The 12,762-nt window shown below is 59.7% G+C and carries 10 protein-coding genes and 1 pseudogene; 2 read left to right on the top strand and 9 right to left on the bottom strand.

Features of this window, described 5'->3' with window-relative positions; genetic code table 11:
* Window positions 1-242 precede the first annotated feature (242 nt).
* The 7 genes from BLT65_RS29755 to BLT65_RS29725 form a co-directional block, all read right to left on the bottom strand.
* The gene (locus BLT65_RS29755; RefSeq protein WP_425273166.1) at window positions 243-1,730 is read right to left on the bottom strand and encodes an efflux transporter outer membrane subunit; all 1,488 of its coding nucleotides are present in this window, start codon (window positions 1,728-1,730) and stop codon (window positions 243-245) included.
* A gap of 147 nt (window positions 1,731-1,877) precedes the next feature.
* Window positions 1,878-3,449: an MFS transporter gene (locus tag BLT65_RS29750; RefSeq protein ID WP_091784467.1), complete on the bottom strand. Its 1,572-nt coding sequence runs from the start codon at window positions 3,447-3,449 to the stop codon at window positions 1,878-1,880.
* A 33-nt stretch (window positions 3,450-3,482) separates the two neighbouring features.
* The gene (locus BLT65_RS29745) at window positions 3,483-4,667 is read right to left on the bottom strand and encodes an HlyD family secretion protein (protein WP_208545824.1); all 1,185 of its coding nucleotides are present in this window, start codon (window positions 4,665-4,667) and stop codon (window positions 3,483-3,485) included.
* Window positions 4,668-4,727: 60 nt separating this feature from the next.
* Window positions 4,728-5,312, bottom strand: coding sequence for an isochorismatase family protein (locus BLT65_RS29740; RefSeq protein WP_091784570.1), 585 nt, complete (start codon window positions 5,310-5,312; stop codon window positions 4,728-4,730).
* 161 nt (window positions 5,313-5,473) lie between these two features.
* Window positions 5,474-6,199, bottom strand: a complete 726-nt coding sequence (locus BLT65_RS29735) for a pirin family protein (protein ID WP_091784464.1) — start codon at window positions 6,197-6,199, stop codon at window positions 5,474-5,476.
* A gap of 11 nt (window positions 6,200-6,210) precedes the next feature.
* The gene (locus BLT65_RS29730; RefSeq protein ID WP_091784461.1) at window positions 6,211-7,284 is read right to left on the bottom strand and encodes an alkene reductase; all 1,074 of its coding nucleotides are present in this window, start codon (window positions 7,282-7,284) and stop codon (window positions 6,211-6,213) included.
* Between the two features lie 10 nt (window positions 7,285-7,294).
* Entirely contained in the window at window positions 7,295-8,230 is a 936-nt protein-coding gene (locus BLT65_RS29725) for an SDR family NAD(P)-dependent oxidoreductase (RefSeq protein ID WP_091784568.1), read from the bottom strand.
* Between the two features lie 100 nt (window positions 8,231-8,330).
* Here BLT65_RS29725 and BLT65_RS29720 point away from each other — a divergent pair, with 100 nt between their 5' ends.
* Window positions 8,331-9,215, top strand: coding sequence for a LysR family transcriptional regulator (locus BLT65_RS29720; protein WP_208545823.1), 885 nt, complete (start codon window positions 8,331-8,333; stop codon window positions 9,213-9,215).
* Between the two features lie 53 nt (window positions 9,216-9,268).
* Window positions 9,269-10,065, top strand: a pseudogene (locus tag BLT65_RS29715) (IS6 family transposase).
* 136 nt (window positions 10,066-10,201) lie between these two features.
* On the opposite strand, the gene BLT65_RS29710 reads toward BLT65_RS29715, so the two are convergent.
* Together BLT65_RS29710 and BLT65_RS29705 are read right to left on the bottom strand one after the other, a co-directional pair.
* Complete coding sequence (locus BLT65_RS29710; RefSeq protein ID WP_167306567.1) at window positions 10,202-12,328, bottom strand: EAL domain-containing protein; 2,127 nt, start codon at window positions 12,326-12,328, stop codon at window positions 10,202-10,204.
* The gene (locus BLT65_RS29705) at window positions 12,321-12,677 is read right to left on the bottom strand and encodes a hypothetical protein (RefSeq protein WP_091784454.1); all 357 of its coding nucleotides are present in this window, start codon (window positions 12,675-12,677) and stop codon (window positions 12,321-12,323) included. The genes BLT65_RS29710 and BLT65_RS29705 overlap by 8 nt, the downstream gene beginning before the upstream one ends.
* Between the last annotated feature and the right edge of the window lie 85 nt (window positions 12,678-12,762).

Raw genomic sequence — 12,762 nt, 5'->3', positions numbered from 1 at the left:
AGCAAGTTCGATTCCCTAAAGAGAAAAAAGAAGCGTCGCGCGAACACGACGCCAAACGGTCCTAGCTACAAGGAAAAGAAGAGCCTGAAGCGAAGGAATAGCATCCGCAGGCTTATCAAATCTATAGAGCGCGGCTAAACCATAGCAATGCAGCGAACTCAAGATATTTCCGGCAATACACACCCGGTTGCACCAGTGCATCGAAACGCTGCGGTTTTGATGAACGGAGGCAATATGATCAGCTATCTTTCTGCCCGTATAGGTTCAACCGTGTAATCACTGTATGAGCGCGCGGGCGCAGGCGCCGCCGCCAAGTCGTAGTCGACCGGCTGATCGGCCGGACGCGGCGTCTCGCCGGCCCGCTCGATCCAGCCGCCGCCCAACGCCCGATACAGGTCGACGAGGTTCGTCCAGCGTGCGAGCCGAGCGGTGATCAGCGTCTGCTGCGCCGAGTACAGGTCGGTCTGCGCGGTTAGCACCGGCAAGTAGTTGTCAACGCCGTTCTTGTAGCGCAGGGCCGACAGATCAAATCGGCGTTGCTGCGCGCGCTCGTTGCGCTCAAGCGCGGCAATCTGCTGATCGTACGTGCCGCGAGCCGCGAGGCCGTCCGCCACTTCACGGAAGGCCGTCTGGATCGCCTTTTCATACGTGGCGATCTGGACGTTCTTCTGGATGTTGGCGAGATCGAGATTGGCCTTGTTCTGGCCACCTTCGAAAATCGGCAGCGTGATCGACGGCGAGAAACCCCACGCCGCCGAACCCGGCTTGAACAGACCACCGAGCGTCGGACTCAGCGTGCCGAAGTTGCCGGTCAGCGACACCTTCGGGAAGAACGCCGCGCGCGCCGCGCCGATATTCGCGTTGGCCGCGAGCAGATTCTCCTCGGCCTCCATGATGTCCGGACGACGCGTCAGCAGATCGGACGGCAGACCCGCCGGAATATCCGTGAGCAGATTCTGGTCGCTCAACGTCAGGCCCGGCGGCAGGTCGGCCGGCAACGGCTCGCCCACCAGCGGCACCAGCGCGTTTTCTGCCTGAGCCCGCAAGCGCGCCTGCTGCTGCAGGTTGGCGCTGGCCTGCTCGACCACGGTCTGCGCCTGGCGCAGATCCAGCTCCGAACCCGTACCGTTGTCGAACTGCAGCTTGGTGATCCGATACGACTCCTGCGCTGTCGTCAACGTGTTCTGCGTGGTCTTCAGCAGATCGTCCAGTTCGAGCACCGTCAGGTACTGATCCGCCACCTGCGAGACCAGCGAGATTTCCGCCGCCTTGCGCGCCTGAGCCGTGGCCAGATACTGCGCCAACGCCTGATCCTTCAGGCTCTGGACCCGCCCGAAGAAGTCGATTTCCCACGACGCGTTCAGACCGACAGAGTACTGGTTGGAAATCGTCTGGTTGAAGAACGACAGGTCCTTTGGCGTACGCGATTTGCTTTCCGAAGCCGCGACGTTGACCGTTGGCATCAGACCGGCGCGAACAATCCGGTACTGCGCGCGCGACGCCTCCACGTTCAGCACCGCCACACGCATGTCTCGGTTGTTCTTCAGCGCGATCCCAATCAGGCGCTGCAGGCGCGGATCGACGAAGAATTCGCGCCAGCCGATGTCGGTCGCGGGCTGGCCGCTCGCGCTGCGCGCGCCGGCCGCGGTGGCCGGCTGCATCGCATAGACGCCGTCCGACGGAAACGCCCCCGCGACGGGCGCCACGGGCCGCGCGTAGTGCGGCTCCATCGTGCAGCCCGTGACGAGGAGCGCAACCACAACGGCCGCAATTACAGATTTCACCTTCCCTGCATCGCTACTTTCATGCATGCGAGTCTTCACCCTGTGTCCGGAGGCTCAATGAAAATTGTGCAGTGACACGAGATGCACCGCGTGTCATCCTGCACGTTCCTGTGGTGCAGGCCGCAACATGATGATCAAGAGCAGACATCCGACAGTCGAGATGCCAATCACGGTGAATCCGTCGATATAGGACAACACGTTTGCCTGCGTTTGAACGGCCCGAGCCAGTAGCCCGGTTGCCCTTGCCTGGGCCTCGGTCTGACCAGACGATCGATGAGCGACAGCCGCGCTATAGCCACCGAGCCTCGATTCGGTCAGATAGGATCCGCTTGTCACATGAAGGCCAACGAGATACGAATGAATCTGTTCGCGGATCCGAAGAAACGTCTGCATGAACGCCACGCCGAGTTCTCCGCCAAACAGCCGTATGGTCTGAACGAACGCGCCGAACGTAAGCGCCTCTCGAGGCGACAGGTGCTGGCTCATGAACCAGATCAGCGATGTAAATCCGAACGATTGGCCAATCGCCTGTACGATCTGCGATGCGAGAAAATCATCGCTTTGCCAGTCCCTCGTGAGACCGCTCGCCATAAAGCAGGCAATACCGATCAAAGAAAATCCCAGCGCAAGCGGTATGCGTGCATCGACGTGTCGCAGCGTCATGGCGATCAGCGGAGCAAGTGCGAACTGTGGCAGTGCCACCCAAAGCAGCACGTCACCCGTCTGCAATCCCCTGAAGCCTTGGATCGTCGTCAGGTACTGAGGCACGATCAGAGCCGTCGAGAGTATTACGAAACGGAACATGATCAACACGACTGCGAGGATCGGAACGTTTCCTGTGACGACAAAGCGAAGATTGATTAACGGCTGCTCCGCGGTCAATTCGTGAACGACGAAAGCAACGACCAGAATGACGCCGGCGAGAAGCAAACCGCAAATCAATCCCGAATGAAGCCAATCCAGACGATTCCCTTGATCTAGCGCTGCATACAGCAGGCTAAAGCCTACACCGGCGTAAAAAAGTCCCATCCAGTCCGTTGATCGCAGATTTCCGTATTTGATGGGTTCACGAGGCATGCCGAACCATACACAAAGCGCCATCAGCGGCGTGATGAACGCGTTTTGCCAGAAGATCCACTGCCATGACCAATGATCCGCATACCAGCCCTCGATCGAAGCCGAGATGTTCTGTGAAAGCTCGGAGTTCATCGCATAGACGGCCACGCCATACACGGCGAGCCCGGCTGGCAGGTTGCGGAGGACGAAACTGAGCGTGAGCGGCACGAACGTCCCCGAAGATAGCCCGACAACCGCATAAAGCGCGATGAAGGTCGGCAGGTCAGGTGAAAGCGGCAACATGATGCACGCCGCCGTGAACACCGTCGCGGAGACGAGCAGCACACGCCGCGGACCGAACGTGGCGCCGAGCCAGACGGTCAACGGCCCCATCAGCATCTGGCTGACAGTAAAAACCGTGCTGATCCACGCACCCTCGTCGAATCCGGCGTGCACCGCGCCGCGAATGTCGGCCAAGCCAAAGCTCGTGAGACGACCCGCCAACGTTGAGATGATCGAACCTATCAGCACCGCGAAAATGCCAATCATCGGATGCGTGCCGGCTTTTGGTTGGGTCGCGGGGCTATGAGAGGGTGTCAAAGAAGACATGTGTGAGTTCCGCTCAACGATTGTCGGGTTCACTCACCGCAAACCCGTCGACGCGGCAGATTCTCGCTCCCCTGCCACCTCAGTATCGATGGTCGCGATCACTGACATGCCCGGACGCAGTAACTTGACGGCCGGCCCTTGCAAGTCGAGCACAATCTTTACCGGAATGCGCTGAACGACCTTGGTGAAATTTCCAGTGGCGTTATCCGCCGGCAATAGACTGAATTGAGATCCGGTAGCTGGCGACCAGCTATCGACATGCCCGTTGAGAACGACATCCGGAAATGCATCGACAGTCACGGAAGCGCGCTGACCAACCCGGATACCCGTCATTTGCGTTTCCTTGTAGTTCGCCACCACCCAAACGTTGGGAAGGGGAACGACCGAAATGACCTGCGTACCCACACTGACGTATTGACCCGGCTTGACCTGCCGTTGGCCGACCATCCCGTCGACTGGCGCAGTGATCCGCGTATGCCCGAGGTTGATCTTCGCAAGTTCCAGCGCGGCCTGTTGCGCTCTGAGCGTAGCCTGCGCCTGCGCCCTCTGCGTCTCCAGCACGCCTGATTGCTTGAGTTGCTGGTCGAGCTGCGCACTGTTCAGATCAAGTGTCGCTTGCGCGCGCTGATAAGCATTCGTAGCCTGCTCGGCGACCTCCTTCGAACTCGCGTTGCCCGCGACCAGAATCTGCTGGCGCGCCAGATCCCGGCCGTAACGCCAGACGTCTGACCGGGTTGCGGCGATCGTCGCCTTTGCCTGCCGAATCAGGGTCTGCTGCAACGCCTCCTGCTTCTCGATATTATCAATTGCAGAAATCGCCACCTGAACGTTGGCTTCGGCTTGATTCACCTGAGCCCGGTAATCGTCGTCCTCGATCTGAACCAGCAGGTCTCCCGCCTTGATCTGCTGAAAATCCTTGACGGCGACACTTTGAACGTAGCCACCCACCTTCGCGGCAAGTGGCGTCAAATCCGATTGCAAATAGGCATCATCGGTCGATTGCCGGGCGGCGGAACCTATCCAATGGGTCCACCTCGTGGTGAAAAGAATCACGAGGCCGGCCGCCAAAACGAGAATGAAGGATCGAAGCGCGACACTTTTCAGCCGACGCTGCCGCTCCGCAAGCGGCGTCGGCTGACCGGCAGTCGATTGGGTTGATTCGGAAGGCAGTGGTGCTAGAGCAGGCGTTGGTGAATCTTTGTCGTTCTCTCCATTCACGACATGCTCCTTTCCTCACTATTATTCGCCCGCATTTGCCACACGCCCCCGTTTACGTCTTCAACCCTGCAGCGCCGTCATCAGCACCTGCACCAACTGGCCGCCTTCCGGTGTCGTCCAGCTTCCCGCGAGCTCGGCGATCAACTGATTCGTACTGGTCAGCGTAACGCCACCATGCTGCATCCGGCGCAGCGAAATATCGTCAGCCATCTGGGTCGGCGAACCACCCGCGTCGGCTACGACCTGCACGTCAAACCCGTCGCGCACGAGGCTTAGTGCCGGATAAACCGTGCACACATCGTTGGTGACACCAGCGATGATCAGCTTCTTTCGCCCGGTCGCCTTGACTGCCGCGGCGAAATTTTCGTCATCCATCGCATTGACGATGCCGAAACGCTTGACGCGAGCGGCGAACTCGGTCGGCAGGATCGTTTCGAGTTCGCTCAGCAACGGCCCCTGTGCGTACTCTTCCATGCTGGAGGTCAACACCACCGGCATCTTGAGAATGTGCGCGGTCTGCGCCAGCATCAACGCATTGCGCTTCATCTCTTCAAACGGAATGGATTTCACCCAGCCCATCGTACCGACCTGGTGATCGATCAACAGCATGGCTGCGTTATCCGCAGTGAATCTTTCGTACGTCATCATGACCCTCCTGACATAATGGCCAACGCATCTGGCCGTGCAACGACATGTAAGAACGTGACGGCAACTTCCACGCATCCGATATGCGCTGCCGGGATCTCTTCCGTCCCGGCCAGCAACACCACTTGCGCGGAGGTTACTGATCCCGGCCCGCATGCTCACTAACGAAGCGGGCGCCCGGAAAACAACACCACCTTTCCTCCGCCATGCGCTGCCCGAAGCGCAACAGTACGAGGCGCCGCCTGTGTCGGGAAGACCGGGAGCTTGAGATCGTCACGACCAAAGGACTGACCATCCACTGCTACCGTGCCAAAGATTGGCATGACAAACGCACAGTGGCCTGCCGTCACCGGCACCTCCAGTACTGCACCTTCTTCCAGCGAAATATCGAGCATCGTCACATCGGTCGGTGGATTCAACGGAGAGCGGACATCGCCGAAACTCCCCGCCGGCACGCGAACCTTGACACCCGGTAATTGCACGACCGGAATGTCCGACGGTTCCAGCATCAGCGGAAACGGCGCAATGTCCCGCTTCTCCGGCGCAAGGCCGACGAAGATTTGCAGCGAATGGACGGTCTTGCCGGATTCCGCAGGAACTTCCTCATGCACGACACCACGGCCCGCTGTCGTCCAATGCAGACCACCGGGCCGAATCAAGTTGCGGGTGCCGATCGAGTCGTGGTTATTGATCCCTGTCTCCGAGTCGAGGAACACGTAGGACACGGCCGAAACGCCGGCGTGCGGGTGAGGCGGAAAAGTGGGCGCGCTCATCCACGCATGATCGACCCCGAGGAAGGGATCAATCAGCTCGGCCACGCCACGCAGGCCATAGGCCCGGAAGTGGCTACCGTGGTTGGCACGCTGGAGCGTTGCGACAGTAGGCATGATGGAGTGCCTCACGCGCTCGCGGTTTCGCGGAAAGTTGGATAGTCGGTGTAACCCTGCGCGTCGCCACCAAAGAAGGAGTTGCGGTTCGCCTCGGTCATCGGCGCATCAGCTTTCAGGCGTGCAACAAAATCCGGATTGGCGAGTACCATCTGGCCATAGGCTTCCAGATCGGCCAACCCCGATTCCACGTCTGCCCCAATCTGTTCGCGCGGCCGGCCAGGACGGTTCAGCGTAAAAGGCTGCTTCCAGAGATGACCGATGTCCGTCAGCAGCGGCTCGTTGCCTTGATGCATGATGTGCAGATAGGCAAGGCCGAGCTTGTCGAGTTCTGCGACTAGATAGCGGTAGAGGTCGGGCCCTTCGGTGCCTTCATCGATGCCCCATAGCGTCATGCCAGGCGATAGGCGAATGGCCGTCCTGTCCGCTCCAATCTCTTCAGCAATGGCAGCGGCCACCTCGATGGCAAAGCGCGCGCGGTTCTCGATGGAGCCACCGTATTCATCGGTCCGGGTGTTGGCATTCGGGGCCAAGAACTGATGGATCAGATAGGCGTTCGCGCCGTGGATTTCGACGCCATCGGCACCGGCTTCGATCGCTCGGCGCGCCGCAAAGCGAAATTCGGCGACGGTCTGGCGCACTTCCTCGGTCGATAGCGCGCGCGGTGCAGGAATATCCTGCATGCCTTTTGCCGTGAACATGCCGGTACCTGGCGCGATCGCGGAGGGGGCAACGCCCTGGCGATGATGCGGCGTGTTGTCCGGATGGGACATACGCCCGGCGTGCATGAGTTGAATGAAGATATGGCCGCCCTTCTCATGCACGGCAGAAGTGATTTTCTTCCAACCGGCAACATGCGCATCGGTGTAGATGCCGGGTGTCGTAAGATAGCCCTGCCCATCGTCCGAGGGCTGCGTACCCTCGGTGACGATCAGACCGACGCTGGCACGCTGCGCATAGTATTCGGCGGCCAAGTCTCCCGGCGTACCGTCGAGCAAAGCACGGCTGCGGGTCATCGGCGCCATGACCAGACGGTTTGGCAGAGTGTAGCGTCCGACACGAACGGGGCTGAACAGTTGGCTCATGATGAAACTCTTAAGAATGATGGGTGGAAGTAGAGACTGGTTTCTCGTTCGATAAAGCCGCGCTTTGGATGCCCGCCCGTGCTACGAGCGCCTCGGAAGCGGTCATGAATTTGCGGATGTGCTCAGCGGTAAGCCCCGGCGATGGCAAGATCGCCTGGCCCTTTCGATTGAACAGTGCACCACTGTGTCGCTCGATCTCGGGCGCAACCAGAAGCGGTCCGATGCGCTCGGCATAGGCGTCGGCCGTGGGCGTCAGCATGCCGATCAACGCCTCCATCACGCGCGACTTCAACGAGTCCTTGCCGAAGAAGTTATCGCGGATGTTGGTCTTGATCAGGCCTGGATTCAGACCAAAGAACGTGGCTTGCGGGTAACGCTTCGCTGCGTCGAGTACGAGCATCTCATTGCCCGCAACGGTGTTCATGTGGGCCGCAAAGGCCTTGTACGACTTCTCGGCATTCAGGTCGTCGGACGTGCCAATCTGGCCGCTGCCGGGGTAGCCGATGACGAACACGCGCGGCTTGGTCAATGCCCCAGGACGCTGCGTGCCCAGCCTCGGTGCAATGGCGCGCAGAATGACCAGTCGATTCAGGTAGCTGACGGCCATGTCGCGCTCAATGCCCTCCGCGGTTTCCTGACGCTGGGGCGCGGCAAAAATACCGGTGGTGAAGATAACCAGATCCAATGTTTCCGCAGGTAGTAGCGCGGCGACGCGCTGTGCCTCGCTCATCAGGCTCAGGTCGGCCTTGATGAAATTGATCCTGGATGCGTCTCCATCGCGGAAGGTTTGCCCTACGACTACAACATTGGCGCCGAGCGACGCCAGGTAGCGGCTTAAGGCTCGCCCAATCCCGCCAGTTCCACCGATAACTGCGACTTGCTTACCGTCAAGCTTCCGAGTGACACCATCGTCACGCCACCGAACCACATTCTTATCTCGCTTCATGGTTGATTCCCTAGACTCCATGGCGATATGATCGTTCGCTTCTCCTCTGAGATAAATATGGTAATTTGGATATCATTGATCTAAATATGGAGCAATCGGCGTGGAGCTATTGAATGATATGGCCCTATTTGTTGAGGTTGTCAGAGCAAAGGGCTTTCGCGGTGCTGCGGAGGCCCTGCGGATTCCAAACTCAACCCTCTCGCGACGGATCGCTGTATTGGAGAAGGCAATTGGGCTGCGCCTCCTGCACCGAACGACGCGCAAGATCGAACTGACCGAGGCCGGCCAGATCTACTTCGAGCGCTGCAAACGGATCGTCGATGAGGCTCGACTCGCGCACGAGCAGCTAGGTGAAATGCTCGCGCAACCGAGCGGTCTCCTGCGCGCGTCACTTCCAGTAGACTTTGCCGTGACCTATCTTGCACCCCTGATTGCTGAGTTCGCCAACCTCTACCCCGGCATTACCTTTGATTTCGACCTCACACCAAGGCGAATCGACTTGGTAAGCGAACCTTTTGACGTGGCAATCCGCATGGGCGAGTCGGAGAACTCTCAGCTGATCGCGCGTCCTCTGGCCTCACTTCAAGCGCACCTCTACGCTTCGCCCGGCTATCTCGAGCGCTCGGGCGAGCCACGCACACCTGCTGACTTGGAGCGGCACGAGTGCCTGGGTATGTTGAAAGCCGGTTCGGGTACATGGACGCTGCAAGATGGGACGCGAACTACTCAAATCCGCGTCGGTGGGCGATTCACGCTCAACAGTGTTGGCATGGTCCGCCGCCTCGCAACGCTTGATCAGGGAATCGTCCTGCTGCCGGAAGAGATAGTCGCCGATGAAATGGCCAATGGCCGGCTTCGTCGTGTGATGCCCGAATGGCACGGCAAGCCGATGCCAGTCTATGCCATTACCGAAACCCGCCTCCTGCCCGCGAAAACGCAACGCTTCATCGAATTCTTGCGTGAGCGACTGGCGCAGCGCAGATAAAGCGATTCTAGGGCTCTGCCAGGTTGACAGGGCGGCGGCGGCATAACAAAATGATTAGTAACACTACATATCTTTGTCACAGCTACCGCTTCTCCGCCCCGTCATCGGCTGCGCGGTTCGCTGGTATTTCCGGTTAAGCCCAAGCCTGCGGAGCATCAAGGAGGAGTTGCTCCAGCGCGGTGTCGAGGTCGCGTACGAACGATCCTTTCCTGATGTGCCAAGTTCGGCGTTGAATTCGCCCAGCGCACCAAAGCGGCTCGGCACAAGCCGGGCAGCACATGGTGTCTGGACGAGATGTGACGCTACGCGGCGAGCCGTATCTGTTGTGGCGAGCGGTCGATGAGCATGGCACCGAACTCGAGGTGCTGGTGCACAAGCGCTGCGACAAGGCCGCGGCAAAGCGCTTCGTCCCGCGGGCGCTCCGTTCAAACCCGGTGCCGCGCAGGATCGTTACCGACCAACTGCACCGCTATCCGGCGGCAAAGGCTGACACACTGGAACTCATGCAACGTTCTCGTCAGAGCGGCTGCACGGGTGAATAACCGCGCTGACCACACCCACCAGCCAACCCGCAGTCGCGAACATCAGACGTGCGGCTTTCGAAATGCGCATGGCATGCAGGCTTATCTCACATCCTTCGGCTCGGTAGCACTTCTCGTTGCCCAGACATCAAATGAACGCGGCGTGTCACCGCGTCATACTCAGGGAACGCTTTCGCCACAGAGCATGGTTGAACTGTCGCCACTGCTGCCGATGGAGTTATCTAATAAAGATAACCACTCTGAAACCACCACGGCAGTCTACTCTCGCAAACTTGACAGAACCGTTCATGGACACGCTTTCTCATTAAAATAGCCGGCTGTTACCTTCGCATGCGATAGACAACTGCTTCGGGATACATTGCAATCGACGACGTCGCCAGCGCCCCTCCTCGATATCATCTATACCGTTGCGCGGTCCTGCTTTAGTCCAGTCTCTACCTCGGCTCAAAATTCACTCGACGCGGACAGCCCATGCTGCGTGAAATGATCCAGGCAAGCCTGCTCGGGCAGCGGCGCACTGTGGAAATAGCCCTGGAAGATATCGCAGCCCAACTCGACAAGCGCGCAACGTTGCGCAGTGGTTTCCACGAATTCGGCAACGATCTTCACCTTTCGCGAACGGCCCAAAGCGGTGATCGTACGGATAACGTCTGCGGTGGTGCTATTGGTCAGCACTAGGCGAGTAAGAGAGCCGTCGAGCTTGATCGAAGACACGGGAAAGCGTTGCATGTACAGCAGAGACGAGTGCCCCATACCGAAATCGTCCATCGACAAACGCACACCGGCCGCGGCCAGTTGTCTCAGCGTTTGGTCGACCACATGGCCACCCGGTATCTCGGCCGATTCGGTAATCTCCAACTCGATCTCGACCGGCTCCAGCCCGTGCATACGCAGCGCCGTGCTCACGCGCGCGGGTAGATCGGGATCGGTAAGCTGAATAGGCGATAGATTGATGGCCATCGTCAGTTGCCGGTGCCCCGCCGCGTTCCAGCGCGCCTTGCATGCGCAGGCTTCGTTGAGTACCCAAGCTCCCACACGATGAATCTCCTCGCTGTCCTCGGCCAAAGTCACCGCGATGAGCGGTGAAATGGCGCCATAGCGCGCGTGGCGCCATCGCAATAACGCCTCCACGCCCACAACGGTGCCTTCACGGTCGTGCATTGGCTGGTAGACCAGACTCAAGGCCTGGCGGTCGTGGTTCAGGCCATCGCGAAGATCCGAGAGCAGCCCGCGCGCTATGTGGCCGACTTCGTCGTGGCGCTTGATCAACGGGGTACGTGCCGGCACATTGTTGAGAATAGTCTGCATCATCACCTGTGCAGCTTCGGCCTCGCGCTTCTTGCGGTCTGCCTCGGCCTTGTGAACGAACGGCAGGTACAGCACCGCGCTCAGGCCGATCTCGATCAGTTGCACAAAGGCACCACGCCACGAATCCGTGAGCATCCAGCCGGATAGCAGTGGCGGAGTCGTCCACAGCAAGACCACCGGATGGAGCGTCAGCCAGCCACTCTCCACCAGGGCGAGCGTAAGCAGGCAGAGCACGAGCGGCACGCAGATAAAAGGAATCAGATAGGTCGAATTCAGCACGATGGGCAGGCCGTACATGAGCAACTCGTTGATGTTGAAGAAGGCCGGCACGACGGACAGCTGTGCGATACGCCGCTCTGGACCCTGCTTTACGACCAGCAGAATCGCCACAATCAGACCGCAGGTGGCGCCCGACCCACCGAGCAGGACGAAGCTATTGAACAAGGTCCGCGACGCTAGCCCACCGGCGTAGACTGTGTCTGCCCGCGCGAACAGGTCGGTGGCATAGACATCGAGCATGTTGCCGCCGTTCACGCCCGCGAACCACAGGATCTGGTTCAGACCCGCCGCCGCCATGCTAAGTAGCCATGCAGCCGTCCCATGCGAATTGACCGCGGCCACGATTGCCGCGAGTGCCTCGTGCGACAGTCGGGGTAGCCGATCGGACAGCACAACGGCCGCCATCATGATCAAGCCGGACGCCATTACAGGCGGAGTGAGCCGGATCCCGAAGTAGAAGTTGGACTCGACGTCGTAAGGCACGCGTGCGGGTGCAAACCAGCGCACGCGCACCAACTGCCGAAGCAGCTCGGTCGAGGCGATGCCCACAACGATGCCTTGGAGCATGGCGTTGCGACCGAAACTCTCGCTGGAAATCGGCTTGGCAAACACGAAAAGCATGAAGTTGACCAGCGCCGACAATGCCGCCACGACCGGGGGGACTTCCAGGCCATCAACCGGTATTGAAGGCAGACGGCGGAAGAGATGAACGGCAATGAGTGGTGCCAGCACCAGCCCCATGACGCCGTGCGTGGCCAGCACGACCACGTTCATGCGCTCATGCCAGACCTTTCCCCCGAGCGCGGTCATCGCGCCTTGGTAGGCATCCCACGGGAGGTTTTGCAGCAGCAGGGCACCTAGGCCGAAGAATGTCACGGGCATCAACGTCACGAACGAATCGCGGATTACGCCGAGCCACAGAGTCAGCCTCGTGGTAGCCCGGCTGAGTCGGAGTCGAGGCTGCACGCCCGGACGTTCAAACATGCTGTGCCTCGCAGACACGGTTGCGGCCGTAGCACCTGCCCGCATACAACGCGGCGCTGGCTTGTTCGAGCGTCGTGTCGACCTCTGTGCGCCCTGTCGCAAGGTGCACCCAATCGCTGACCTTCGCCTCGGTCGATACACGCTTGCAGGAATTTCTCGAGCCTTCGTTGTTCGCCGATGCGAGCACCAAGCCGAACTCCTCGCCACTCAGCTGCAGAACGGCGGTGTCGCCCTCCTGCAGGGGGCCAGCTACAGGTCGGAACATCTCACTGCCAGCTTCGTCGAATTGCGGCCCTGCTCCATCGAGCACCACCACTCGCGAGACCCGCAGAAAGACCAGTGTGGCCATCGCGGATGCTAGCGGATCGCTCGATTCGTCGTTCGCCCAACGTGGTTGCGTGACTTGTATCCTTTTGCCTTTTTGGTAGGGTGAT

The sequence above is a fragment of the Paraburkholderia steynii genome, from assembly GCF_900100565.1.
In the GTDB taxonomy this organism is placed as follows: domain Bacteria; phylum Pseudomonadota; class Gammaproteobacteria; order Burkholderiales; family Burkholderiaceae; genus Paraburkholderia; species Paraburkholderia terrae.
Note: the sequence above shows the minus strand (reverse complement) of the source record. Positions and strands in the feature narration are given on the sequence as shown.

Excerpts from the sequence above, each read along its gene's own strand:
- BLT65_RS29755 (WP_425273166.1), bottom strand. The coding sequence starts at position 1,730 with ATGGAGCCGCACTACGCGCGGCCCGTGGCGCCCGTCGCGGGGGCGTTT.
- BLT65_RS29750 (WP_091784467.1), bottom strand. The coding sequence starts at position 3,449 with ATGTCTTCTTTGACACCCTCTCATAGCCCCGCGACCCAACCAAAAGCC.
- BLT65_RS29740 (WP_091784570.1), bottom strand. The coding sequence starts at position 5,312 with ATGACGTACGAAAGATTCACTGCGGATAACGCAGCCATGCTGTTGATC.
- BLT65_RS29735 (WP_091784464.1), bottom strand. The coding sequence starts at position 6,199 with ATGCCTACTGTCGCAACGCTCCAGCGTGCCAACCACGGTAGCCACTTC.
- BLT65_RS29730 (WP_091784461.1), bottom strand. The coding sequence starts at position 7,284 with ATGAGCCAACTGTTCAGCCCCGTTCGTGTCGGACGCTACACTCTGCCA.
- BLT65_RS29725 (WP_091784568.1), bottom strand. The coding sequence starts at position 8,230 with ATGAAGCGAGATAAGAATGTGGTTCGGTGGCGTGACGATGGTGTCACT.
- BLT65_RS29710 (WP_167306567.1), bottom strand. The coding sequence starts at position 12,328 with ATGTTTGAACGTCCGGGCGTGCAGCCTCGACTCCGACTCAGCCGGGCT.
- BLT65_RS29705 (WP_091784454.1), bottom strand. The coding sequence starts at position 12,677 with ATGGCCACACTGGTCTTTCTGCGGGTCTCGCGAGTGGTGGTGCTCGAT.